The organism is Bacillus sp. CR71, assembly GCF_003429245.1.
GTDB lineage: Bacteria > Bacillota > Bacilli > Bacillales > Bacillaceae_G > Bacillus_A > Bacillus_A thuringiensis_S.
Map to the genome: position 1 here is coordinate 2,512,964 of NZ_CP031748.1, position 25,961 is coordinate 2,538,924.

Genomic DNA, 25,961 nt, shown 5'->3' on the forward strand with positions numbered 1-25,961 from the left:
CGCTCGTTCTCTGGCTTCTTCTACGTGAGTGAATGTTGTAAATGGAACGTGTAAATCTAGAATATAGTTAAAGAGGAGGATAGTCTCTTTTTTTTTGTATTTAAGTTTTGGGATGTCTAGTTTAAATATTGGAGAGGATGTTTTTTATGACAGGTTGGTTAGATACAAAGATTACAATTCCAGCAATTGTAGCGATACTGACATTTGTAGTTCTTCATTTTATTATTGATCCATGGAAGGCAAAAAAGAAATGGAAAGAAGAAAGATTTAAAAATTTGTATGCTCCATTATATACGATCATTATTTCTAGACTTGGAGCAGCTGGACTTCTTAATGCAGTTAGCAAGGGTAAGAGAATTTATTTTGGTAGTGCGGGAGAAGAAGGGAAAATAAATAATGATTATATGATAGAGTTTACTTTAAAAAATTCTGCGTATGCTAGTAATGATTTACTAAATGCTATTCATGATTATACATACTTTATCAGCAGTACAAGGTCTATAATAAAGAGTGTATCAGATAAAGAAGAGAGAACTCAAAGAGAAGCCGATGACTTGAAAGAAGCGTCAAGAAAAAGAGAGGAGTATACAAAGCGATTAGTTATAACTTTTGTTAAGGAATATAATCAATTAAAGAAAGATCTTGATATGGATTATAACAAAGTAGAGCTTGAAACAGGAATCCCAGAATTTTTAAAGGATTTATTTGAAAAAGGCAGTGATAAAGGTTTTGAGAGCCAAAAATAAGGCTCTCTTTTTTTATGAATTCCACCTCCATAATCCCTATTTTTTGTTGGCTAGTTTCTTTGGATTTTGGTATTTATAAAGATAGTTGAAATGCAAATGTTCTATATCTTTTTTTATCTTGGGGGGTATTGTTCCGTAAGCTTTTATTGACGTTTTTATTTTTTACGCAGGGATTATTTATAAAACATAAATATTTTAGAAATAGATAAATAATGAATTTGCTTAGCTATCTTAGAAAATAAAGAAAGTTATCAATAGAAAATCGTATGAAGATGGATGACACTTGAGAAGGAGGGGGCCGTTTCTTCTGTAATTAAATTATAATTACAAAAACCTAATCAACTGTCCATGATCCATATTAATAACAATAAATTGAATTTATGTTAATTCGGGGATTTTATATAATTCTTAAATTTACATAAATTAATTTTTATATTAAGATAAATATATACATTTTGAAGGAGAGAAATAAATGGATAATAATGAGTTTAAGGACCGGGCGACTCGATTAGCTGTTACAATTACACTTTTTGGTGGTGCCTGGTTTATATTACAAGAGGGGAGTAAAATATGGTATAAACTTTTTTCCGAAAGTGCATATACGAAAACAATTTTTAACCTTGAACATGTTATAGCAATATCTATTATGACAGTAATAATTGCAATGATGCTTTCAGTAATTAAGTATATTTATTTTGAAACAAAATCTTTTATTTCTTATGATGAAATAGATCTTCAAGTGCGAGCGCTTAAAAGGGCTGACGAAGGTTTTAAGGATATATTTAAGAATTTAAAATACAGTTTTAATATTATAATATTTATATTTTTAATATTAATGATCACAGAATTTTCGGAAGATGTTAGTTTTTGGAAGTGGATACTGGGTGCATTTTCAATTGTAATTCTAGCAAGCATATTTATAATACGAATAAATAATAATGCGCGTGATAAACTAGTTAACTTGACCAATGTATTAGAAAGTAAAATAAATAAATATATACCGTATAGTTTTTTTGCATATATAGCCTTTTTACTTTTTATATGCGGCATGTCGATCACTCTTGTATCTTTTGGACAAGAAAAGTCTGCTAAAGTTAAATTTAATAATACAAAACAAATGCCGGTTGAATTAGAAATAAATAATATTGATAAGATAAAAATTCAAGTACGTATTAATAGGGATGCTGATCCTAATAACAAGATTAATATTCAAGCTAAAGAAATAGAGAGTTATGGTAGCTCTATTGAAGTTTTTAAAGGTAAGAATTCAGAGTTACATACCTTAGATATTGATAAAATTAAAGAAGAATTAGATAATAATAATTATAAAATAAGTATAAAGAACTCTAAATATAAAAATAAATATAAAATAAACTTAGAGAAGTATATTTTAGACGGAAAAAGTAAAATCGAGTTATTAATTCAAACACCAACCGATAATATATTTATTGTAAACGAGTTCTATAAAAATGGTGATAAAGTGAGTGTTAAGGAAAAGGAATTTAAAGTTAAACTCTAAAATTATTCAATCCTTGTCTTGATGGAAAAGAATTAGTAAAATGCGTGAATAACTTTTACCAAGCGTGTTTTAGAGAAGAAAATCTAAATTCTTATAGATCTAGTTCTATTGATAGTTTATTGTATATTGAAAGAATGGATTCCGATGTATTTTGAGAAGTTTAAAGGTATTATGAATGCTATTGAAAGGGAGCTTGAGCTTTCAAAGATTGTAGTTTAAGAAGGTATGTTTATTTCAAGTGGTGGTAATTTTTTCGATTTTTGAAAGTCAATCATATTTTTGGTAGGAAATATGAAATCTATAGAACTACCCTTTAAATTAAAGTTTCATGTGTGTAAAATAATTTCGCATTCTTAAATAGGAAATTCATAATAATATTATTTCTTATTATATGCTATTTTGTCATATTTTCTTGAAGGGAATCATTTTAAAAATAATTAAACTTTTATAAAGCGTTTATTTCATTCTTTAATTGATGAACCTATTTTGATTAATCTGTTTTCAAAATGGGTTCTTTTTAATTTAATATAAAATATACATTTGCTTGAAAGTTTGTAGTGAATCGTCTTGAAAATTTATTCTGTAATTTATGTGATATTTAATAATATAGATATATATTATTTGCATTAAGTGGATTAGTATACATAATTATAAATAAAAAATGGGGGACTTTATGTATGAGTATTATATATAACGTTGTGTTATATGGTGTAGAAGGAAACTTAGATGATGGATAACATTGTTACAATAGTATTTTTAAAGTGCGACTCAAAACGTTGTGAAAAGTTGAAGCTAAGCGGTTAGAATCTTCTAACCGCTTAGCTTCAAGGGAATTGAAAATTAGGTTAATTATTTTATTAAAAGAAAATTTGGTACTTATATAATATAATTTTCTTTTGAGTTAACCACTATATTTTTCATATAAATGTTTTACCAAATTATCAAAGACTTCGTCGATGTTACCATTTGGATGTAATATTTTTTCATTGGATAAGTGAACGAACATTTCCGTTGTGTCATTATCATGAAAATGAATAACGATTTCACCAACATATATACATTCAACATCATCCGCTCTTTTAAAAATAGAAAAACAAAGTTGATTAATAAAATTGATCCAAACTTTAATTTCAGAGGTTATAAAGTAATGATTAAATTTCTCTCTTATATTTTGAACAGTTGAAATTCTATTAGTAGGAACACTACTTTGAGTTATTAATAGATTCTTCTCTTTTTCTTTAGTAGTAATAAATCTTGTAGCCAATTCTTTAATAGAATAATAATCAAATACCTCCACATTTTGCATGGATCTAATGTTCCTTAGCTCTTGTAATTCTTTTTCAAATTCTTCAGGTTTTTTATTCAATATCTTAATGTTTAATTTTTCGAAAAAATCATCAAATGTATAGATGTAACCTTGGACTCCGCAGTAACAATAAATCTCATTTATTAACTCACTTCTAGGAGATACAATCTTTTTCTGATTGCTTAAGTTCCACCAGTCTTCTTTTACATCATTAGTTATAAAAATAACATTACGTTTTTCGTTATTAATAAATTCTAAGATTTGATACCATAGTATTAAATCTCCAAATGCATCTACTCCGTTTTTATCTTCAAGGTCTTTATATCCAGGTGGAATTTTACTTTGATATCGTAATTTACCTTCTTCAACAATAGATAATATTTCATGAAATTTATATGGTCGCCCAATATTATTTTTGAATAATTTCCCGATTTTTTCTCGAATTGTATCAAATCTCTCGAGCTCTGAATATTCCTTTTTTTCTTTGTTTAAATCTATATTAATCTTTTTTAATTTTTTTTCGAATTTATTATGAAATTCTTCATAAACTTGCGTTATTTCATAGAATTTCCCAGAGGGGTGGAACTCCAGATTATCCATATTTTTTTTAAATGTTCTATTTAGAGTTTCAGGTATCATTTTTATTTTAGTATAATTTGCAATCTGTTCTTTTATTACTTTAATTCTATTCTTTTCAAATTCTTGAGCAACTTGGTAAGGAATCCATAGCCTATCTTGTATCTGTTCAAGAGAATTAAATATAGTTTCTCTATATTTGTCACGAGTTGCATAAAATCCAAGTAGGACATTTGCATCAAATACAAATATAGATGTATCCCATAATTTATTTTCTTCTGCTTCAGTCATTTTATAGTAACCTGGTAAAATTGATTTCAAAATAAATTTCTCCTTTAAATAAATAGTAATGTAAATTTTATTTTAACCTTACTGCAATTTTTTAATATATATAGAATATATAAATGAAAGAACTGTAGCAATGCTACTAAATATAACAACTAAGTAAGCTGTTGCGTGTCCAAAAGCCATAGGATGGTTATTTTTATTATAATATTGAGTGGAAAACCAAGTATTAAAGCCTGTCCAGGCTGGAACCATAAAGGTTATAAATACAGCACTATATGATAAAAATTGTTATAAATCTAGTTTTTTATTTCTAGCCTGCTTTCTAATCTATCTATACAAAAATCTAATGTGTTTTTGTTTTTTCCTAAATCCTCTTTTTTAATAGACAAAATTTCTTTATGAAATAAAAATTCCTTCAAAAAGATACATCTAAAAATATTCCATTCTTCATCATATAATTCTATCGTATATAGTTTGAAAAACTTTTCTTTACCTGTTCTAACAATATAAATACCAAAAATAAAAAGTAAAATTATCTCCCAAATAATTAAAAAGCACATATACCAGAGTGTCATTTCATTTGTATTATCTAAACCATAGAAAGAAAAGATCACAAAGGATATAAAAGTATATACCTGAATTATTACAAAAAGAGTAGAGCTTATCCATATTGGCTTAAATAGTAATGTCCACATGCTTATACCTTTTTTATAAAATTCATTATTTCATTTCTCTTTCAAACAAAACACCACCAACATAGTTTTCAAGTAATATTAGCAATATAAACAATCCATTCTCTCATTCTCATCTCTACATTTAGTAATTATATTATTTAGATATTATTAATGGGGATATTTCAAGAAAGTTCTTACCGATATAATTATAACAATAAATGGTTAAATTTACCCTTAAAATATTCATATTATAATATATGTGTTTGTTATAGTTCTCAATAGGTGGATAAGAATTAATGAATAACATAAAAATAAAGGAGAGAAAGAATAAGAATGAGTTCGAAATCTAAAAGTAATTTGATATTATATTTGTGTTTTTTGTAGATTAATTTTTGGGGCAGAAAAGAAATAGAGGTCACGGTGTTGTTCTTTAAAGAAGCCAAGAATTACGCTATAGAAATATTATCTGGGGTGCAGAGTGGTTGTTGCTGAACGGGGGATAGTGAAAAATCGTAATAATAGTTTGACATATTAAGCATGAACCTTCTTTTTAGTTCATGCTATGCGAAGAGTGGGAGTCAGGCTTGGACAGTAACATGGGGTTTGTGTAGATAGTGAGGAGGGAAGAAGTGAATAGAAAAAACCATCTCAAATAGAGACGGTTTTTTTAGTGCTATCTTTTTGATGCTCTATATCCTGCAGCTTGTGCTTCAGCTGCTGAACAGAACATTTCCTCAGCATTTGTTTTATCATAAAACTGTTGACCAGGCATGTGATAAATCTTCTCGCCTTTACTATTCTTATTACCTTTAATATTACAAGTACCATTCTGTTCTGATGCTTGATTTGTTTTCTGGTGAGGAGTTGCTTCTTTTTGTTTATTTTGATTTTGTTGTTCTTGTTGTTTCTTTAACTCTTGTTGTTTTTGCTGTTCTTCTTGCTGCTTCTGAAGTTCTTGTTGTCTTTTTTGTTCAGCTTCTTGTTGCTTTTGAAGTTCTTGCTGTTTTTTTTGTTCAGTTTTTTCTTTCTTTTGCTCTTCTTGTTGTTTTTTCTCTTCTTCTTTTACTTCCTCTGATTTTTTGGATTCCTCTTGCTTAGTAACAGTAGTGGCTTTTTCAGTTTTATCATCATCTGAACCTTTGGCACAAGAACCTATTAAAATAATTAATAAAATAATAATGCCTAAACACCCAAAGCATCCGCACCCTCGGCGTTTTTTCTCTTCTTTCTCATTTGCTGACTTTGCCATTTTTATCCCCCTATGTACTGTAAATTCAACATTTAGTATATCAGATGTTGAAAGGGGATTTTACATAAAGTTTATTGATAAAAGTAAGTTTTGTAAGAAACACAATCTCAATGGAGGTGTGACTATGTTATATGTTTTTCTAATCATAATAGGAGTACTTTACATTTCATGGTATGTCTACAAAAGAAGAAAAGACCATCATTTATACCAGTTCATCACGCGTTTTAATAAAGATGAAGAGTTTAAACGTACTTTAGCAATGGGGCTTTATTATTGATTTATGAAGCCATTAGAAAATGAAAAGTGCTCATCAGTATTTATACGTCAAACACTGTTGGAATTTGAAGTTTTTGTTGTTGATGTAATTGAAAAGTATTATGGTGGTTCTGCATTAGTAACGGTAACTATAGGTGACTATGGTGTAGACTTTCAACATATGGTAAACGGTGAATTATATCTTGGTCAGGTGAAGTGTTTGTGTAGCGACATGTCCTATAAAACAATTGCCCTGGTGCATAGTACATCGCGAAAAAAGGGGCAAAAGGTGGTTATGTTGTATCGACAGGCGGTTTTTCGAAAAATGCAAGGCTGTATGCTGAAGAACTAAATGTACGATTAATTGATGGATCGAGATTGGCTGAAATGTATATGGAATCTATTGAGAGACATCCGTTACCTCAATACGTGCTAAACCCTGCTAGTAATTAATTAGCAGGGTCTTTTTCTTGTACCTCGTATAAATTATCGACTCTACAATTAAATATTTTTGCTAACTCAAATATTTTGACTACTGGAGGATAAAATTTGACAGTTACATAATTAATCATTTGATTCTGGCTTATATTTAATTGCTGTACAATCCAATTTCCTTTTATTCCATTGCTTTTTAATAGTTCTCTAATGTTACTTTTCAAAATGATCATTACCATCACCTATTGAGTCATTCCATATGGTAAGGTAAATGACCTTCCAAATAAAACTTGTAAAAAATCAAAATTTAATTTGTATAGACAAGCAAAATTCCTTTTTCCAGCCCAGATACCTAAATCAAGACCACGAGGAATACCAAGTGGAATCAGGGACAATAAAAAGGGAGAGGGAGCACATGAGTTGACAATATTCATATTGTAATGAAAAAGACCTCTATTTCACTGTAAAGTAATAGAAGTCTTTTATTCGAATGTTTCTCTTTGTTCAATTTTATAATTGCATTTTAGTAACTTTTTTTGTCTTTGGATTTACAGTAAACCATCCTAATGTAGCCGTATGGTCGGGATGATCTTCATACACTTGGATAACAAAATTACCATTCTCATCGTCGTTATTATATTGTACTACTATATCTGATGAGAAATTAAATTGTCGTCGTACAAGACCTTCAGCTTCGTGTTCAGTTATTTCACCTGTATCTGCGACTGTGTCTTGTTGTTTCTTAGTTTCTTCTTTTGTTTTTTGTTGTTCTTGTTCCGCTTTTTTCTTTTCTTGCGCAGCTTGTTCTTTTTCTGCTTTCTCTTTTCTTATTTTTTCTTGTTCATCTTCATGTTGTTTCTTCGCTGTAATCGCTTCATTCATTAATGTTGTTGCTTCACTTACAAGTTGTGGTGATTCTTTTCTATCAGCTATTGTTTTGAAAGCTTGATAGGCTTCATCATATTTTTGTTGGTTTAATAAATCTTTCCCCGATTGAATTTCTTTCTTTGTTGATTCTTTTTGTTCTTGAGAACTCTTAGCCGTTTTGATGATTTTATCCGCTTGTTCTTTTGCAGATTTGAATATTTTATCATCCGTTTTTTCTTTCGTAACTTTTTCAGCATTTGCAATTGCCACTTCGTATTTTTCTTCTTTTAATGCAGTAGCGCTGTCTTTCATATCATTTGCTAATCGAATGTATTTCTGAATGTCATCTGTTGATTTATCCTTTGCAGCCTTTTCGAAAGAGTTAACAGCATCTGCATATTCCCCTTTTTCTATGGCCTTTTTACCTAAATCAACTTGCTCATCATACATTTTGGAGCTGCACCCACTTGCTACAATTAACAAACCTAAAAATGTTGCCATAACTTTTTTCACAACAATTCCCCCCTTATACAATCTATATTTTAATTTATTTAGATATACTTATCAATCAGGGGAACTCCATTTCCTCGAGATATAAAACTTTGAATGCGTTAGAGTATTTAGGTCTTTTATAGGTAATGGCGCATGTCAATCAATCTAAGGTTCTGAAGTAGCAACGAAGTGTGTATTTAGTCGTTATTTTTGTTTTGAGGAAGAATGTATTGTTAACTTGATAACGATGGATACTACATACATTTTAATCCCCCCATTTTATGTATAATTGTAATAAAAATCAAAATGTTCGAAATTGAGGTGAGCATCGTGAAAAGTTTTGGTATGTTAGTAATCTCTACCGTCCTTTCAGCGGGTCTATTATATTTTAATGTCTATTCTTTTTATAATAAATTTAACTCTGGAAATACATATTACTGGATAAATGGTATCCTAGCAGTTTTCTTCCTTGCGCTCCTTATCAATAATGTAAAAGATATCATCAAGAAAAATTACATAAATTAAACAAGTTTAGATACCTTACGCGTTTTAAATAATAAAGAGCCGATATACCCATAAGAGGGTAAAATCAGATCTTTTTGAATGGGAAATCGCATGAATATATGTATAAAGGATGGTAATGAAGAATCTCATATGCTTGGTGGTGTACATGCGAATAAAACTCTACTAGCAGGAAAACAGAATGCAATTGATATTCTTCAAGAATATGATGTTGTTGATGAAAAAAAGCATTTGCCAGTAAATCCGTCCGAAAGTTGGTACGATTCAGCGGAAGAAGCGTTAAGAGAAATGCAAAGATACATAGATGCAAATAACGATTGAAAACCTCGTTACGCTGTAAGGGTTTCAAGGTTTTTCTATAAAAGGGCTGTATACTTTAGCGACGTTATTTTTAAGCTGCTTTGTAATGAGGGGGATAATTTGGTAGGATATATATCATTATATAATTTTATACAGATGAAATTATGCATATTTAGATTTTTTGAACGTAATTAAAACTATATGTTTTTGATTACGTATATATAAAGAGGGGTTAATTATCGTGTCCAATCGATTCATTGAATTACAAAAAAATAATACGAGTTTCAAATTTAATAATTTAAATGGCCTCAATAATACAGGTAATGGGCAATTGAAAATTCAAATTGTAGGTCAATTGGATGCTTTTACTATAAAGACGCTATATAAAAATTATGACATTATTGCGAGAAATTTAAAGGTTTATCCAACAGTTAAAATATATCCGAGGGGGTATGCGTTAGATGGTGGTTTTGGGGGCTTTTATCATGCTGACAGGAATCATGTCGATATAGTTGATCATTATTATTTACTCTCGATTCTTTCTCATGAGATGAGGCATGCTTATCAGTATATATATTTTCCGGATCTATACTTTAATACAACTTACAGCTCCGCGCGAGAATACTTAAATTGTGAAGTTGAGAGGGATGCAAGAGAATATTCAATCGATTTTTGTTTGGCTAGGGGATATCGAGAAGAGGCAGAGCATTGTAAAGTAAGTGAGGAACAGTATGAATTAGTTATACAAAATAAGTTATCACCAAGTGAAATGGGGTTGAGCGATGGGTATTTTAAAAGAAATTCTGTAAAGGCTACTATCGTTTCAAGAGATTATCATTTGGGTCAAAAATCCGTTACGAAAACAAAGGGTGGTGTAAGTCTAACGGTTATAGAAGGTGGTGCTAGTGAAAAGTCTGGAGGGGCAATATATATGTGGGCGGTACTTCTTATCCTTGCCACAATAGTTTATTTAAAGTGGGGATGAAGTTTGTAATTGTGTAAAGTGATAACAAAAAGACTGCGTGATGACGGCAAGTTAGCAAAAGGAAAGAGAGTCTTGTAGATTCTTTCTTTTTTATATAGGTTAAATATAGCTGGAGGGAAAAGAATCCTTGATTAGTTACCAGGATTCTTTTCCCTTTGTTATTTAGAAATTTGCCTGTACACTTATGAGACTACAATCTAATTCGAAAGTGTTTGTGATTGTAACTGTATAAGTAACTGTAAATGGTAGTGTGATAGTCAGATTTCCTGTTGTAGGGTTAAATGTAACTGATTGATTGCAAGACTCACAAGTTACTGTCGTGGAGAATTTCTCTGTGGAAATATTGAATTGAAGAACGTAACAAACTTGTTGAGAATGTTGTTGACCACAACTTGAGAAACAGTTGTTTAGTAATACTGATACATTATTAGATTCATAATTTGGGACAGCGATATCGATGGCACCATCATTGTTAAAATCAGCCGCTATAATTACTTCAGGACTTTGTCCTACTTCAAAATTCACTGCAGCCTGGAAAGTGCCATCTCCGTTCCCCAATAAGACCGAAATATTGTTTGTGCCAAGGTTTCCAACTGCAAGATCGAGAAGGCCATCGTTATTAAAGTCAGCTACTGTAACAAATAAAGGAAAACTTCCTACTGTTCCTACGGGATAATTTACTGCTGACTGAAATGTGCCATCTCCGTTCCCTAATAAGACCGAAATGTTTTGGCTAAATTCGTTTGCGACCACAAGATCAAGCTTTCCATCACCGTTAAAATCAGCCGAAGCGATTCCTACTGGTGTTTGTCCTACTGGAAGACTTGATGGAGATTGGAAAGTGCCATCTCCGTTTCCTAGCAAAACGGATACATTATTCGCACCTACATTAACATCAGTAACGGCGAGATCAAGCTTTCCATCTCCATTAAAATCACCTGTCGTGATTGCTATAGGAGCGTCTCCAGCCGGATAAAAAGTTGAAGGTTGGAAAGTGCCATCTCCATTCCCTAAAAAGATGGAAACATTACTGGAAAGAGTATTTGTAACAGCTAAATCTTAAAATTCCATCTCCGTTAAAATCAGCAGCAACAAATTGTCCAGGACTTGTTCCCGTAATGTAATTTGTTGGAGACTGGAAAGTGCCGTCTCCGTTTCCTAACAAAATCGAGACAACGTTACTAGGTGTGTCGTTTGTTACTGCTAGGTCTAACTTTCCATCCCCGTTAAAGTCAGCAGCAAGGATTCCTAATAATGGAGATTCCCCGATGTGAATATTCATTGCAGACAGAAACGTACCATTTCCAGCTCCCAGAAGAATTGATATAAAACTGTTATTTGCAACGGCTAAATCAAGCTTTCCATCTCCATTAAAATCACCACTCGTGATTCCAACAGGATGAGTCCCTACCATATAATTTATCGCTCTACTAAATGATGGACAGGACAAAATAAATCCTCCTTTTCAAAATTTTGAAGAGTAATTTGTTGTAAGAAACGTACTATAGCTTGTACAAATTCCCCTTATATACATATATATTCATATCTAAATTAAATTCAACGGCGAATTAATTGGGTGAATTGTTTAAAGTGTATATAAATGGTAAACGTAATGAGGCAGGTAGCAATAGTTAACACACAGTTTCATTAAATAACTATAAAGTTATTTTCAGCATATCCTTGCTGACTGTCATATCCACCAATTGCAATGCCACTCATGATATTATTGGAAATCGTATTCTCTCTAACGGTAATTTGGCTAGCGCTTTTTCCGGCATGTTCGCTAGTTACTTCAATCCCCAGGTCGTTTTCATAGCTTTGATTTTGCTCCATGATTATTTCTTTTCCGCCATCCAAGTAAATACCATCAGCTGAATATTCATTATAACTAGTATTATTAATTGATGAATTGTAATGAACAATGTTATTAAGAACGACTCCATTCCGCGCTTGATCTAAAGTAGCTACTGAAGATACTGAAGATACTCCTTCATGTCCAATCAGAACAATTCCGATGTTGTTGTTATCATGTACTTTGTTATTGGTAACTTCAAAAGAATCTACATTCCCATTCACAGCAATTGCTTCACTAAGCCCTAATTTCGAATTTGTTACTTCGTTATTATCGATGACAATATGATTTAGATTATTTTGTGCATGAAATGAAGTACCATAAAAAACAATAAGGAATAATTTAGATGTTTTATGTGAAAAAGAGTACTAGATTTGATAATATCTTATTTGAATATAAACAGTTACTTAAATATTGATAAGATAAGTTTCCAATTTAATATATGGGGAGTAAAAAAATGAATTATTTTCTTGTATTTCAAAATAAAAGTTATAAGTAAGATATGGAGGACTTCTCTGGGCGTCACAAAAAATAACAAGGGACAAACATTTCATCATTGGACAGAATGGGATAAACTTTTGAAGTTTGTCTAATTGGAGTTAAATATTTATGTGATTATTGTGAAGAAGGTGAGATGTAACCAACAGGCAAAAATCATTAGCTGTCTGACCCGCCTCAACTTGACCATGAGTGTAACTAATGCGGCAGTAAAATATTATTTCATGAAAAATACCCCTTAATCAGATAGCAAATTTTGAAATGATTATTAGACAATGGTATGTTTATCCTTTACTATCTAGAATAGGAGACATATCTTATTTTGTTATGGAGGAATATATGGTGGAACATATAGAATGGATTTTTAGTGGAATAGGAGTTTTAGTGATTTCAACTGTAGGAGGAATATTTTTAAAAAAAAGAAAGGATGCTAAAAATATTCAAAGTATTAATTCAGGTGATAACTCTACCAATATCCAGGGTGGTAGGGATGTAAAGGTTACATTTGGTGAAAAAAATGAACGATAGACAAGAATTAACAGCCGGTGATAACTCTAACAATATTCAAGGTTCAAAAGTAATCGTAAATCAGCAGGGTCTTAGTTATTCGGAAGTTGAAAGAGTTGTTATGAATATATTTAAGAGTAACTTTTATGATTTAGGAGAAAAAGTTGAAACAATAATTAATGAGCGTGCTGAACAGATACTTACTAAGTACTTACAACGTTTAGTGAAAGAAAACTCGGAATTTTTGAATAATACAGAGGATCCAGATTTACGATTCGTTATTTACGAAGCACAAAAAAGTTACGCTAGACGCGGGGACAAAGAGATAGCCGATTTATTAATTGACGTGTTGGTAGACAGAACTGTAGCTCAGGAAGAGACGCTAGTAAAAATAGTGTACAATGAAGCTCTAGGCATAATTCCTAAGTTAACACTTAAACAAATCGATGTATTAACAGTTCTGTTTCTTGCACACTATGTTTCAGTTGGTTCGGTTTTTCGGATAGAACAATTAAATGATATAATGATGCAATTCGCAAGTGATGTACCGGATGATGAATTTTCCTTTCAACATCTACAATATTCAGGGTGTATCTCAATAAGTTTTGGGACAGCAAATTATATATATGGCCTTATGAAAGAATACCCAGACTTGGTTCCTGCTTCATCAGAGAACGAAGATCAGATATTTAAAGAAAACTTACAGGTTATAGCACCTAATTTACATATGTTCTCAAAAGTGTGGGAAGAAACTAAACTATGTAGTTGTATGTTAACTAGTGTTGGGATTGCTATTGCTCTTAGCAATTTTAAGAGGAAATTAGGATCTGAATGGGGATTAGATTTAAATATGTGGATTAAAGGATAACGTTAGTTAGCTGTTAAGTTTTTAAGTGTCTACAATTTTAAACTATTTCTAAAGAGAAAAAGTTAACTTGAAAGAGTCCTTTGGGGCTCTTTATATTTTTCTTTAAATATGGAAAGTAGGTGATACATTGAAATATATAAAAGTCTACAATAAACAATTACAGTTAAAAACGTATTTAGAAAAGGCTTTTAAAATTAGTTATGAGCAGCAGTCAATTCAATATGGACGGCTGCTTTTTCATTACCTTTAAATGATTTAAAAGATGAAGAAATAATCGCATTTGATCTCCTTGAACTATTTGATAATGGTAAACGTATAGGAATGTTTCACATATTACCGAGAAAAACAGTGAAAAATGAAAATGCAAAAACGGTAACATATAAATCTAAGCACGTTCTGCCTACTCTGCTAAGTGACGTGCTTTTTCGTTACCATCAATTATCGAACTATACAACAAAAGATGTTATTAAATATCTTTTGAATCAACAAGAAACAAAGCATTAGGAGTTAGGTAAATGCGATTTTACAAGATGTTTTTAATTACAGTTGGGAACATGAAAATACAATATTAGGACTTTTATTTAGTGTTCCAAAACTATTTGATGACCCGTATGAGGGGATTTGGGATGATTCTGTGGGAAATTATCTTAGGATATTGAACCTTTTAAAAGTAAGTAATGCAATTACTGGTGAAATTAGATATAGGGAGAATCTTAAAGGGATTCGGAAGGAAGAGAAGAAGATCTTACGAATATTATCACTTGTTTATATTGTATGGGTTACGGTGAAAGGGTTAACCAATTATGTATCTCAAAAGTAAACCCTATAGGTAAACCGTATATTGAAGCACCACAAGATATCATTGATAAATATGGTATACATAAATATATATGGTAGATAAACGATTTGGAAATGTAGACACGTTATTTAATTCAGGACAATCTCTATTAAATAAAACATGCATTCCAAAGGTTTCTTCTTACGGAATGAGCAAATCTATAAAATCTTGATTAAAGAAATTGAAAATCTTGGTGCAATTCATTTGGTTGGGATTGATAAACTTGGTCTAATATAAATTGCAAATACCCTAGATTTGTTGAATGAATCTGAGAAAGTTATTTCTCAAAATGGAATGTAACAGAGATTGGAAACATGAGAAGGAGCAATCAAAACAATTCCTAATCCCATGCTCCAGCAACGAAATACTCTACTGAATATATTGATTACTAAGCTTGAAAATCTTCAGCTTGCCCCTTTTAGTTGTAGAGAATTAATGGCAGTAGTAAGCAATGATGTTTCTAATATTCAACCTAATGAAGAAGGCGAATCTTTTATCAATGGATTATTAGAAGGTATTAAATATTGTTTGAAAAAGAAAAGAAATTAATTAGATAGGCTAGGAATTCAAGTCAAAAAGAAGCGCTCGAAATTATGTTTATAAATCCAGAATCACTCGATCCAGTGGCATACATTGTTTTTACTATTGATGCGAAAATGGACGAAATTCTTCCTCGTGGAAAGTATTGCTTGTTGATGAGGAAGAAAGAAAGCAATCTAAAAAAACAACAAGAAATTATTGAAAATGGTCGAAGAATATGCAGGGAGTTTTTAATGTTTAAGAAATTAAATTTTATTTTTCTTGGCAAGCTTATTGATGTCGATGCTGAGAGTTTCGAATAAGCTGAAATTATTGCAAAAAAAATAATGAATGAGTTAGAGGAATTGAAAAGTAAAGGGCAACTGAATCATATCTAAAAAAGATAAAAAGTTGTTTTTTATAGTTGCTGATTTAATAATAAGCATCTTTACATCTGTTTAATCTATTTTCATTTATATAACGATGAAATATGTGTACAATATATAATAAAGTGGACCATAAATGATTAATAATGAAAAAGAGTTTCGAGTCAATTGGTGAACTATACGGAGGGGATTTTAATGATTAAAGAAAGTAGAAGTGAATTATTAAATAAAGCATTGGCATTTGTTAAAGAACATGAAAATGATAGTGATGAAAAACAACAAGCTCAAATGTGGGTAAGAGATTTTTTAGAAACATTTGGAGTGCCATATCAAAAAATTAAGTTAGGTTTCGAGTGGCGTGTAAATATAGATGGGAACACTAAATTTGTTGACCACTTGCTAAACGGAACATTATTAATAGAAATGAAGTCAAGGGACAAAGACTTGGATAAAGCTAAGTCACAAGCTTATCGTTATGTGATGAATTTATCTAATGAGGACTTACCAAAATATGTGATGCTTTGTAATTTTAATCGTATTCGTTTATATGATCTCGCTAGTGATGATGTATGGGAGTTCTCTGTAACAGATTTGCCGAAATATATAGAGTTATTTGGTTTTTTAGTAGGGAAACAAATAAACGTAGAAATTCCAAAAAACCCTGTAAATGAGCAAGCCGCTAAGATGATGGAAGCTCTTCATAAAAAGTTACTAGAATCCAAGTATCCACGTAACTATGCAGATTTACTTATGACACGTATTATATTCTGTTTATTCGCAGATGATAGCGGTATTTTCCAGCAAAATCAGTTTACAAATTATTTGATGAACGAAACTAGAGAAGATGGGAGCGATCTTGTAGATCGTTTAGCTGTTCTGTTCCAAGTCTTAAACACCCCTGAAAATGAGCGTTTTCAAGCTGATGTATTAAAAAATTTTCCTTATATCAATGGTGGCTTATTTGAACATCCTCAACTTACTGGATTACCATTAACCACAGAAATACGAACGCACTTGATTGAAACTTCAAAACTTGATTGGAGCCGAATCTCACCAGTAATCTTTGGTTCTATGTTTGAAGCAGCTATGGATGATACTCGTAGACATAATTTAGGAGCGCACTATACATCTGAAATCAACATCATGAAGGTTATCAATAGTTTATTCTTAGAAGATCTAAAAAAGGAATTTGAGCACCTTTGCACATTGAAACATGGGCGTGAAAGTAGATTAAAAGAGTTTCATGATAAACTATCAAACTTGAAATTCCTCGATCCGGCGTGTGGTTCAGGAAACTTTCTTATCGTTGCATATCGTGAACTAAGAAGATTAGAACATGAGGTTATTGATGAGATTGTTCAGGGACAAATGGTACTTGATATTAATGAATTAATTAAAGTTGAGGTAGCACAGTTCTACGGAATAGAGATTGTACCTTACGCTGTTTCTATTGCTAAAGTTGGCTTATGGCTTATGGATCATTTGATGAATGTTGAAGCCAGTGAATTATTCGGACGATTATTCTTACGATTACCATTGCATGCGGGGGCGAACGTAGTAAATGCTGATGCACTAGAAGTAGATTGGCAAGAAATTATTCCAACGGATGAATTGGATTACATTTTAGGAAACCCTCCGTTTTTAGGCTCAAAAAAAATGACTAAAGAAAATAAAGAAACATTAAGTAAAATCGCCCCTAAAATGAAGGGCATTAAAAATTTGGACTTTGTTGCTGGCTGGTTTATTAAGTCAGCTAGATTAATGAATGAAAATCCAAATATAAAATCCGCTTTAGTTTCAACAAATTCCATTGCACAAGGAATTCAAGCGACATTGTTGTGGAGAGAGCTGCGAACTTTAAACATCAATATAAATTTTGCCCATCAGACTTTTGTTTGGGATAATGAAGCAAATGTTATGGTAGTTATAATCGGTTTCTCAATGCATAATTCAAAAGAAAAACATTTATATACCTATCCAAACATGAAAGATGCTCCTATTATTAATGGTGTAAATTCTATTAATGAGTATCTAATTGATGAGCAATTTTTATTAATAGATCCTAATACTAGAACTCAAGTTTCGGGTTATCCACCAATGACTTTGGGAAGTCTTCCTTTAGACAATCAACAATACATAGTCTCGGAAGATGGAAAAGATGAAATCATTAAAAAATACCCTGAGATGGTAAGCTATATTCACCCTTACTTTGGCAGCCAGGAACTGCTTGAACCTAATAAGCATAAAAGGTTTATTATTTACACTAAAGATATTCCGTTTAAATTACTAACGAAAATGCCTGATATACAAAAACGTGTAGAAAACGTGAAGGAGTTCAGGCTGACTGTTGCTGAAGAGGATAGAAAATTAAGCAAAACACCTCTGGTATTTAAGCGTGATAGGTATTGGAAACAAGATGTACTGATTGTTCCTAGAACGAGTTCAGGCGCAAGAGATTACGTTCCAATGGGCTATTTTGATTCAAGTGTAATTGTTAGTGATGCTGCTTATCAGGTAGCTAATGCTTCTTTATTATTGTTTGGTTTCCTAGAATCTAAAATGCACACTGTATGGATTAATCTGGTTGCAGGGAAGCTAAAATCAGATTTTAGGTATTCTAATACCCTTTGTTACAATACTTTCCCAATACCAAATGTTAATGATAAAGATCAAGAAAAGATTAAAAATTTATCTAAACAAATATTAGATACAAGAGAAAAATACTTCAAGGAAGGAAATAGTCTTCGGGATTTATATGGTAGAATTATGCCAACCGATCTACAGTTGTTACATGAGAGGTTGGATAAAGCAATTGAAATTTTGTATAGAAAAACAGCATTTAATTCGGACGTGGAAAGAGTAAAGCATCTAATCAAACTATATCAAAAACAAGTTAGTAAAAAAATATAAATATTTAAATGCGTCACTAATTAATTAGTTATATGAAGGTCTATAAAACTCTAATTAATTTGCTGTTTAGATGATTGTTTTTAAGATTTAAAATAAATTCACAATAAAATATCAATTTCATTTTTAATAGAAAAAAAGGGAAATCGTATCAGTGTATTTTTACAGATATGATTTCCCTTTTTATTTATGTTATCAAGAAAGTTCTCAGATTGAATCGTATAGACTTTTAGAAGTTAAGTTGATGATTTGTATTTGATCTTTATAAAAATCAACAGTGAGCGTTAGAGGGCTTTTGATATAATTTGAGATTATTAAAGTTACTTTTCACCTCAATAGTCTACATGAATTCCTTTTTTATCTATTAGATTGTAGTATTCATCATATGAAATATCCAATAACATCCATTTTTCTTCATTACTCAAAATTTGGATAGCTTCTACTACATCCTTAGCAGTAATCTCAATTTCATAATAAGTCCTTCTGCATTTTATCATTCCATCTCCAAAAATAATCGCTTCTTAATTTGTTTGATAAGAATTTCCTTTATTGATTGTACTGATTATTATGAGGATTAAAAAATGTTAATTTTCATTTTACGTCCGTCGTAATCTCTATATAAGTAATATCAGGAGGGATTAAATTGCTTTTAACAAAAGAACAGTTGACAAAATATTTATCTGATAAGATGACAAACCAAGATATTACGAAGATTTACAACATAACTTTCCAAGAAATAATTTAACTTATAAAGGAATATATGGTTAATCTAAATGAACTTCGAAAGGTAAACAAATATATTGTCTATGGGCATTGGCTTGCGTCTCGTATATTTAGATTTTTATATAATAAAATATATTTTGTAACTATAAGGTAAATACTGTTAAAATATAATTAAAATGGAGGTGTTTAGATTGAACAAGATGTCTTTGGTCTTACTTTTGTTTCAGTAGGTATTACATTCTTACTGCTATCATTAACAGTATCGTTACCAACTGTATCATGGGCAGTTTCACTTGGTACAAGTATTGTACTGAATTTCACAGGTACTGCAATTTTAATGCAGTTTATCAAAACAACAAAAGAGAGTATATTGTGAAGTGACAATAAATTCATTTAAGAACAAATAAAGTTGTTTAACGAAGATGGATATAACATTAGGTTTTTATGCCATTTTTCATTTCTTTGTATAATAAGAAAAGAATATTTCGATATTCAGTAAGTGAATAAATGGGCGGTAATTTTAACTTATTTGGGGGAATGAAGGTGCAACACGATATTCGATTGAAAATTATTGACTTAAATTTAGGTCTAAAAATATTAAAAGGATTTGAAGATAATTGGATTTATGTAAAGATGGTGTCATTTGCTTCAAATGACAATGATAATTGTGCTTACTTTAAATTTAAATTAAAAAATTTTGATATTTTTGATAATAACTTATTCTTCTATGGCAATGAAGATGAGGATAGATTGTTTTTAAACAAAAAAAATATTTTACAAACAGAATGTTCCTTTAATGAAGATGAAATCCTTTTTAAAATGAATTCTTCAGATGGAATTATAGAAGTATTTATAAAAAAATATCTTCCTATTTTAAATGTAAGATTAGAAGAGTTAACTAATCCAAGGAGTAATATAATTATTACCGAAGGTCAAACGGATTGGAAACATTTAAAACACTCCCTGAAGAAGTTAAATGAAAACAATATGTTTAGTGAGTTGGATATATCATTTTTTGAATACGATCAAAAAACAGACATGGGCAATTTTACTTTAAAAAAAATTCGTGACTATCATGCACTATTGGAAAATGAGTATTGTAAAATATTTATTTTTGATAGAGATGTTGATGAGATTAATAATGAATTTGGAAATAAGGAAGTGCTCTATCATGGAAATAACGTCTATTCTATGTTATTGCCAGTACCAGAACATCGTAAAAACACACCTAATATTAGTATTGAACACTATTATTTGGACAAGGATTTATTTAGAAAAGATAATAATGGCCGAAGACTATATATGGTAAAAGAATTCGATAAAATTACGAAAAAACATCTTCTACTTCCTAATTTATATGCTACAAAGATAAAAAAAGAACATAGTGATATACGTATTTTGGATGAAAGAATTATGAAGTACGAAGAGCAAGAAATAGATTTTTCAAAAATAGCTCAAAATGGTATAAATATTGCCTTAAGTAAAAGTAATTTTACTAAATGTATTGAAAATGAAGTATTTAAAGAAGTAGATTTAACAGTATTTACACCAGTATTTTTATTGATTGAAGAGATTTTAAAAGATCATATGCAAAAAAATTATGGGGAAATAGAGATAAGTAAAAATGTATATTTGAAAGAATATCCTTCAGGTCTAAACGTTTTATCTTTATATGCGGAAATAAAAGAAGAAATATTACTTCTTTATAAAGGTACGAATTCATTACGTATTGCACCTTTTGCATTAAAAAAACATAATAAATTAATAATAAATGTGGAAGCTTATATTAATGAAGAATATCGTCAAATTATAGCTTTTCCTATAGATATCAATCCTAGCTTAAAGAATTTTGTAATAAATAAAAATAATAATAGATTTAATCGTATAGAGCTTCATTTATTTAACCCAAATAGAAAAATAAGTTCCTCAAGGGAAATTCTGAAAGACGATATTTCAGGAATGCTCTTATTAAGAGAGCTTGATATGATATAGAGGACTATATTTAATATTTCTACTCATATATGCTTAAACTAAGTGACCTAATAATTGAGGGCACTTAGTTTTTTGCTATAAAAATCAATATCATTGTTATTGATTGTAAGAACTTTCTACAATGTTAAGGACTATTGATATGCACTTTATGAGTTAAGGTGTAGAGGACAGCAAGCGAAGCACAGTAGTGAATGAACAACTTCATGGTAGGGTGACCAGAGAGTTTTTGATGGCCTTAGAATTGAGAAGTATAAAATAAAAGCCCCTTGACATTCAAGGAGTTTCTCGTATGATCCCGACTGGATTCGAACCAACGACCTCCACCCTGTCAAGATAGAACAATGAAAAAACGTCAGTGCTTGCTAGTATCCTATCGTTTAACATAGCTTTATTTTAGTGAATATATCATCTGTTTTTATGATGTATAGTTTCCTGCAATTATTTTTAATTTGTGACCATTTAGGTGACCATGTGTTGTATAGTAAAATAAAGTATTTACTATATACTTGAAATCGGTGGAGAATGGAACGTATAATTAGTTATTCTTTTTTGTGTATGTGCATTATCATTTTTATTTAATTTAGGGGTGGATAAAGTGGCAGAAAAGGAATTGAAAGAAGAGGAAGTGAAGGCTATAATTTGGCCCATAAGAGAACTTGAAAATGGAAGAGTTGCGGTTGAATGTATACTTAGTGATGATATGAGATATACTTTCTATTATGTGAAAGATAGTAAAAAAGAGGTATGGGGCTTTGATGGGTATCGTGGAATATTAAAAGCGTTGAATACTGAACAAATTATCGATGTAATTTTCAAAAAAATCAGATTAAAACTACTGTATATTTAAAATAATTAAATAAACGGAACATAAAAAGGGAGCCATTAAATGTAGGCTCCTTTTTATAGTTTTACTATGATTGTTAAATTATTAAACATATATTCCTAACAAACGTTTAGTTTTTTATGTTAATTATTTTAAAGACATATTTCTTTGAACAAAAGTATACGACGCACCTTATAAAAATATCAACACGATAATTGTATGAATTTTTATGTGTGCCATTTTGAAATTATGATTTTTGAATTGATTAATGTTTGAATATAGTATTTTATAGCGGGATTGAAATTTTTCAATTTGTCTTCATAATAGTTATTAAGGTATTTGGTTTTTAAGATTTAATATAAAGTAAATTTAGAGGAGAACTGTTTATGAATGAAAAAGAATTTTTTAAACCCTTTAGAAAATATGAATTAGATTATAAAAGGCTAATGAGATGGTACTTAGCTAGTTTGTATTCCTATAATTCAACCGCAGAAATAATTGAACAAGATATAATTGAGCAGAATTTACCTTTCAAAAAACTGAACAAAATTTATTATAAGGAATCACACTTAATTGAAAATAATCCTCATACACTTAAAAGAAAATATATGAAAGCCTATGTTGATTTTTTAGAAGAAATGACTTTAACCCGAATTATTTCTATACTAGAAAATTTTTTACTAGATGTTATTAGAACTTCCTTTTACCATGATAAAACATGTTTTTATGAGCCAAAAAAAACTATTGAATTTCAGGTTTCTGAATTTTTATCTAAAGGTATGGAAGAGCTAGAAGAAAGTTTCATAGAAGAAAAAGTAGGTAACCTTCATCGCCAAGGCTTTAATGAAGTTAAAAAGTATTATAAGAAGACCTTTAATATAGATTTTAATAATTTTAATACCTCTATTGAGAGTATTAACTATAGCGTTAAACACATACATAAAATTCATGATACTCGTCATTTAATAATTCACAGGCTAGGAAGAACAGACGAAAAATTTAATAAAGAATACAATTATACAGGAAAGTTTATCACTTTATCTGAAGAAGATGTGATCCTTTATTTACAGATTATAGATGATTTTGTTGAATTCTTAAAAAATAAATTTGCAGAAAAGTGGTTTTAATAATTAGTCTTTTTCAATTATTTCTATCAAAATTTCAACTTTTTGATTCTAAACTAGAGGGTATGGAAGATTAATGGAGATGAATGGGGCAAAAATCTAATTGTTCATAGTGAAGGGTTCAGAGATAGAAGAGGATCCCTATTAAATGCTTGAAGATGCATACAAAGACATTAAAAAATGTTAAAGAGGTAAGCATAAGATACGTTTAATGTAGAGTATTTGACAATTTAGATCTAGTTAATGCTAATAAAGGTCATAGACGATTGAAGTAGAAAAATGTCTATGACCTTTATTATGTTTTAGAGATTAGTTTATATTGTGAATGACAGAACTAAGTTACTGCTGAAATAATATTTTAATTAAATGTATTAATTTTTGTTTGTCATCTTTTGTAAGTACTTGATTATTAAATGTAATCTTCATATCAGAATTCAACAGGTCTTCAATATCTAAACGATTGTCAAAAAATTGAGCTACTAGTTCGTATCCATAAGCGTCTGCAAAGTTTTGAACTAATGTACTAATTGCCATTGTCCCTGTAAGATAGTTAGTTATAGCTTCATCACTATGACCAGTCAGAATCATATTTGTATCAACATTAAAAGCTCTTGCAAGCATTGCAACATCTTTAGCTGTAGGAGTGGTATACCCTCTTTCCCAGTTTGATATTACTTGAGAAGAAACATTAATATTTTCTGCAAGTTGTTGTTGTGTCCATTTTCTTTCTTTTCTCAGTGATTTGATTTGAGATCCAATTGAAAACTTCTCAAGTATTTGCTTCTCTTTCATAAATAATGTTCGCTCCATTCCTTGTTATGTCTATAGTTATTTTAGCATTATTAACGGATTTTGAGAAAAATATATAAAAACGGTTGAAATTAACGAATTACGTTAGTATAATTTAATTAAATCCGTTACATTTTATTTTTTTCTATATTTTTTATGTAAAACTAACGGAATCCGTTATAAATGATACTTTGTATTAGTGCACATAGTTTTTTAGATGAGATTAAAAAATATTTAAAGCGGTTAGAAAAATGAATAATTCAATAAAAGGTTTATTTTAATTGAATTATAGAAATTTGAAAAAGGTTTTGTATAGGTGAAGTCGATACAGAGATGGAGATTGGCTAGGTCTTGATTTGGAAATGCAAGCAAATCCTGCCAGGCTGTTGCTAGCTAGAAAGGCCAGGCCTCCTAAAGGACTGGCCGTCTGGCTAGCAGGGGCCTGTATAGGTTGTATATCAAGATTGGGAGTTTTTATTGATTAAGAACTCCGCAACCATATAACATGCGGGGTTCTAATTACAAAATCAGGTAAGGAGGAACATATATTGATTATTAAAGGTATTGATACAGTTGAATTTGGAGTTGAAGTCTTTGACTATTTTCAATCTTTTAAAAGCACATTAGATATGCTAGCTTTATTAAAATCTAAAGCTCAAGAAGAATCCAAAGAGTATGAAGTTGAAATAAACGGAATTAGTTTAAAAGTACATAGAAATGGGATTCCTTTCTATTCCTATAAGGTATCATGTAATGATTTTCTAATGTACTTTATGGATAAGCAAGTAAAAAATACGTCACCGATTAAGGTCCGGTTTCTTGCATCTTATTTATGGTCACTTGGCTTTGAAAAGGCTGTTAAAGAGTTTTTTAATTGGTTAAGTGGTTTTGGAATCTCTATAACAGATACAAAGTTATCAAGGATTGATGTATGTGTAGATAGTGATGAAACTCCTTTTACTAGATATGATTTGGAAAAAGTAGTAACTAGAGCAAGAGGGAAAGTAAATCATTTTGTAAATGATGAATATTACAATGGAAGTGAATTTAGTGGTTTTACAATAGGGCGTGGCGATCCATTGTTGGCACGTATATATAATAAAACACTTGAAGTGAAAAAATCTCAAAAACTTTGGTTTTATGATTTGTGGAAAGAACATTTATGGGATGAAATAAAATCTGTATGGAGGGTTGAATTTCAAATTAGAAGAAAATGTCTAAAAGAATTTGGAGTTAGCTCTATAGAAGATTTTATTCTAAAGGAAAATAACATTTGGTCTTACTTAACAATGGAATGGTTAACCCTTAAGGTTCCATTATCAGATAAAAATAAAACTAGGTGGCCGCTAGATCCTAGGTGGATTTTCGTTCAAAAAGCAGATTTAACACAAAATTTTTCTCCCATTATAAGAAAAAAAGTGAAAATAGGGAATACAGAACAGCTATTAGATCAAATTGCTGGTTTACTGATTTCAGTGGGAGCTTTAAATAACCATGATAGTTTAGAGGTTACTACTAGAATTGCAAAGAGATGGACTGAATCAAAGTTGGATAAGAAAAATATTTTAAATGGTTTATTAAAACAAAATACGCCAATTAATTTTATTGAAGGCAAAGATATAAGGGTTGTTATTCAAGATGATGACATTCAAAATGAAGGATGGAAATCAGATATTAAGGCCATAAAACTTTTGATTGATGAGTTGCCTATAGGGTTTATTCAAAAAGATACAGAGGACTTTTTAATCAACGAAAAAATTGCTTTTCTTTTACTTAATTCAATTGCTGAATTGTTGAAGGATAATGACCCTATTGGATTCATCCGTAATAAAAATAATGTGGAAGTAATACGTTATTTCATAGAATTAGTAAGTGATCAGAAGTGGGAATCTAATTCGGATTTTCAAGAGTTTATTTAAGA

At 30.2% G+C, this 25,961-nt stretch carries 21 protein-coding genes and 3 pseudogenes; 15 read left to right on the plus strand and 9 right to left on the minus strand.

All coding sequences use genetic code 11. The features are described 5' to 3' along the window. Positions 1 to 146: 146 nt before the first annotated feature. A complete protein-coding gene (locus DOS87_RS12650) occupies positions 147 to 746 on the plus strand; it encodes a hypothetical protein (protein ID WP_208730297.1) in 600 nt (199 codons plus the stop codon). Between the two features lie 472 nt (positions 747 to 1,218). Beyond that, a complete protein-coding gene (locus DOS87_RS12655; protein ID WP_208730298.1) occupies positions 1,219 to 2,265 on the plus strand; it encodes a hypothetical protein in 1,047 nt (348 codons plus the stop codon). A 901-nt stretch (positions 2,266 to 3,166) separates the two neighbouring features. Here the strand turns inward: DOS87_RS12655 and DOS87_RS12660 are convergent. The 3 genes from DOS87_RS12660 to DOS87_RS12670 form a co-directional block, all read right to left on the minus strand. Next, positions 3,167 to 4,468 carry a PIN-like domain-containing protein gene (locus tag DOS87_RS12660; protein ID WP_208730299.1) on the minus strand — a complete coding sequence of 434 codons (1,302 nt, stop codon included), beginning with the start codon at positions 4,466 to 4,468 and terminating at the stop codon, positions 3,167 to 3,169. A 263-nt stretch (positions 4,469 to 4,731) separates the two neighbouring features. Continuing rightward, positions 4,732 to 5,130, minus strand: coding sequence for a hypothetical protein (locus tag DOS87_RS12665; RefSeq protein WP_208730300.1), 399 nt, complete (start codon positions 5,128 to 5,130; stop codon positions 4,732 to 4,734). A 652-nt stretch (positions 5,131 to 5,782) separates the two neighbouring features. Continuing rightward, complete coding sequence (locus tag DOS87_RS12670; protein ID WP_208730301.1) at positions 5,783 to 6,358, minus strand: sunset domain-containing protein; 576 nt, start codon at positions 6,356 to 6,358, stop codon at positions 5,783 to 5,785. 124 nt (positions 6,359 to 6,482) lie between these two features. On the opposite strand from DOS87_RS12670, the pseudogene DOS87_RS12675 reads away from it, so the two are divergent. After that, positions 6,483 to 7,066, plus strand: a pseudogene (locus tag DOS87_RS12675) (restriction endonuclease). A gap of 492 nt (positions 7,067 to 7,558) precedes the next feature. Here DOS87_RS12675 and DOS87_RS12685 read toward each other — a convergent pair. Further along, the gene (locus DOS87_RS12685) at positions 7,559 to 8,428 is read right to left on the minus strand and encodes a flotillin family protein (protein ID WP_208730303.1); all 870 of its coding nucleotides are present in this window, start codon (positions 8,426 to 8,428) and stop codon (positions 7,559 to 7,561) included. 309 nt (positions 8,429 to 8,737) lie between these two features. Between DOS87_RS12685 and DOS87_RS12690 the strand changes: the two genes are divergently transcribed. The 3 genes from DOS87_RS12690 (at position 8,738) to DOS87_RS12700 (ending at position 10,214) form a co-directional block, all read left to right on the plus strand. Further along, positions 8,738 to 8,932: a hypothetical protein gene (locus tag DOS87_RS12690; protein ID WP_208730304.1), complete on the plus strand. Its 195-nt coding sequence runs from the start codon at positions 8,738 to 8,740 to the stop codon at positions 8,930 to 8,932. 90 nt (positions 8,933 to 9,022) lie between these two features. Continuing rightward, positions 9,023 to 9,250: a hypothetical protein gene (locus DOS87_RS12695; protein WP_208730305.1), complete on the plus strand. Its 228-nt coding sequence runs from the start codon at positions 9,023 to 9,025 to the stop codon at positions 9,248 to 9,250. A 220-nt stretch (positions 9,251 to 9,470) separates the two neighbouring features. Next, complete coding sequence (locus tag DOS87_RS12700; RefSeq protein ID WP_208730306.1) at positions 9,471 to 10,214, plus strand: hypothetical protein; 744 nt, start codon at positions 9,471 to 9,473, stop codon at positions 10,212 to 10,214. Positions 10,215 to 10,376: 162 nt separating this feature from the next. Here DOS87_RS12700 and DOS87_RS12705 read toward each other — a convergent pair whose 3' ends face one another. From DOS87_RS12705 to DOS87_RS12715, 4 genes and pseudogenes are all read right to left on the minus strand, one after another. After that, entirely contained in the window at positions 10,377 to 11,078 is a 702-nt protein-coding gene (locus DOS87_RS12705; protein ID WP_395938976.1) for an FG-GAP repeat domain-containing protein, read from the minus strand. A gap of 39 nt (positions 11,079 to 11,117) precedes the next feature. After that, positions 11,118 to 11,234 (minus strand): annotated as a pseudogene (locus DOS87_RS30600) (FG-GAP repeat domain-containing protein); the annotation flags it as partial. Between the two features lie 7 nt (positions 11,235 to 11,241). Beyond that, positions 11,242 to 11,664, minus strand: a complete 423-nt coding sequence (locus DOS87_RS12710) for an FG-GAP repeat domain-containing protein (protein WP_208730307.1) — start codon at positions 11,662 to 11,664, stop codon at positions 11,242 to 11,244. Positions 11,665 to 11,870: 206 nt separating this feature from the next. Further along, positions 11,871 to 12,398: pseudogene (locus DOS87_RS12715) on the minus strand (right-handed parallel beta-helix repeat-containing protein); the annotation flags it as partial. Between the two features lie 505 nt (positions 12,399 to 12,903). Between DOS87_RS12715 and DOS87_RS12720 the strand changes: the two are divergent. The 8 genes from DOS87_RS12720 (at position 12,904) to DOS87_RS12755 (ending at position 23,254) form a co-directional block, all read left to right on the plus strand. Further along, on the plus strand, positions 12,904 to 13,092 hold the full coding sequence (locus tag DOS87_RS12720; RefSeq protein WP_261795663.1) for a hypothetical protein: 189 nt from the start codon (positions 12,904 to 12,906) through the stop codon (positions 13,090 to 13,092). Then, positions 13,082 to 13,939, plus strand: coding sequence for an LPO_1073/Vpar_1526 family protein (locus DOS87_RS12725; RefSeq protein WP_208730308.1), 858 nt, complete (start codon positions 13,082 to 13,084; stop codon positions 13,937 to 13,939). The genes DOS87_RS12720 and DOS87_RS12725 overlap by 11 nt, the downstream gene beginning before the upstream one ends. A gap of 273 nt (positions 13,940 to 14,212) precedes the next feature. Continuing rightward, positions 14,213 to 14,443 (plus strand): hypothetical protein, encoded by a 231-nt coding sequence (locus DOS87_RS30125; RefSeq protein ID WP_261795687.1) that lies wholly within the window; start codon positions 14,213 to 14,215, stop codon positions 14,441 to 14,443. A 927-nt stretch (positions 14,444 to 15,370) separates the two neighbouring features. Then, a complete protein-coding gene (locus DOS87_RS12735) occupies positions 15,371 to 15,619 on the plus strand; it encodes a hypothetical protein (protein WP_208730309.1) in 249 nt (82 codons plus the stop codon). A gap of 258 nt (positions 15,620 to 15,877) precedes the next feature. Further along, positions 15,878 to 18,592: a DNA methyltransferase gene (locus tag DOS87_RS12740; protein ID WP_208730310.1), complete on the plus strand. Its 2,715-nt coding sequence runs from the start codon at positions 15,878 to 15,880 to the stop codon at positions 18,590 to 18,592. Positions 18,593 to 19,855: 1,263 nt separating this feature from the next. Continuing rightward, the gene (locus DOS87_RS12745; protein ID WP_208730311.1) at positions 19,856 to 21,304 is read left to right on the plus strand and encodes a hypothetical protein; all 1,449 of its coding nucleotides are present in this window, start codon (positions 19,856 to 19,858) and stop codon (positions 21,302 to 21,304) included. A gap of 595 nt (positions 21,305 to 21,899) precedes the next feature. Continuing rightward, on the plus strand, positions 21,900 to 22,151 hold the full coding sequence (locus tag DOS87_RS12750; RefSeq protein ID WP_208730312.1) for a hypothetical protein: 252 nt from the start codon (positions 21,900 to 21,902) through the stop codon (positions 22,149 to 22,151). A gap of 362 nt (positions 22,152 to 22,513) precedes the next feature. Next, positions 22,514 to 23,254, plus strand: coding sequence for a hypothetical protein (locus tag DOS87_RS12755; RefSeq protein WP_208730313.1), 741 nt, complete (start codon positions 22,514 to 22,516; stop codon positions 23,252 to 23,254). Positions 23,255 to 23,590: 336 nt separating this feature from the next. On the opposite strand, the gene DOS87_RS12760 is transcribed toward DOS87_RS12755, so the two are convergent. Continuing rightward, positions 23,591 to 24,043: a helix-turn-helix domain-containing protein gene (locus DOS87_RS12760; protein WP_261795664.1), complete on the minus strand. Its 453-nt coding sequence runs from the start codon at positions 24,041 to 24,043 to the stop codon at positions 23,591 to 23,593. Between the two features lie 545 nt (positions 24,044 to 24,588). Between DOS87_RS12760 and DOS87_RS12765 the strand changes: the two genes are divergently transcribed. Then, positions 24,589 to 25,959, plus strand: coding sequence for a replication initiation factor (locus tag DOS87_RS12765; RefSeq protein WP_261795665.1), 1,371 nt, complete (start codon positions 24,589 to 24,591; stop codon positions 25,957 to 25,959). The last annotated feature ends 2 nt before the right edge of the window (positions 25,960 to 25,961 follow it).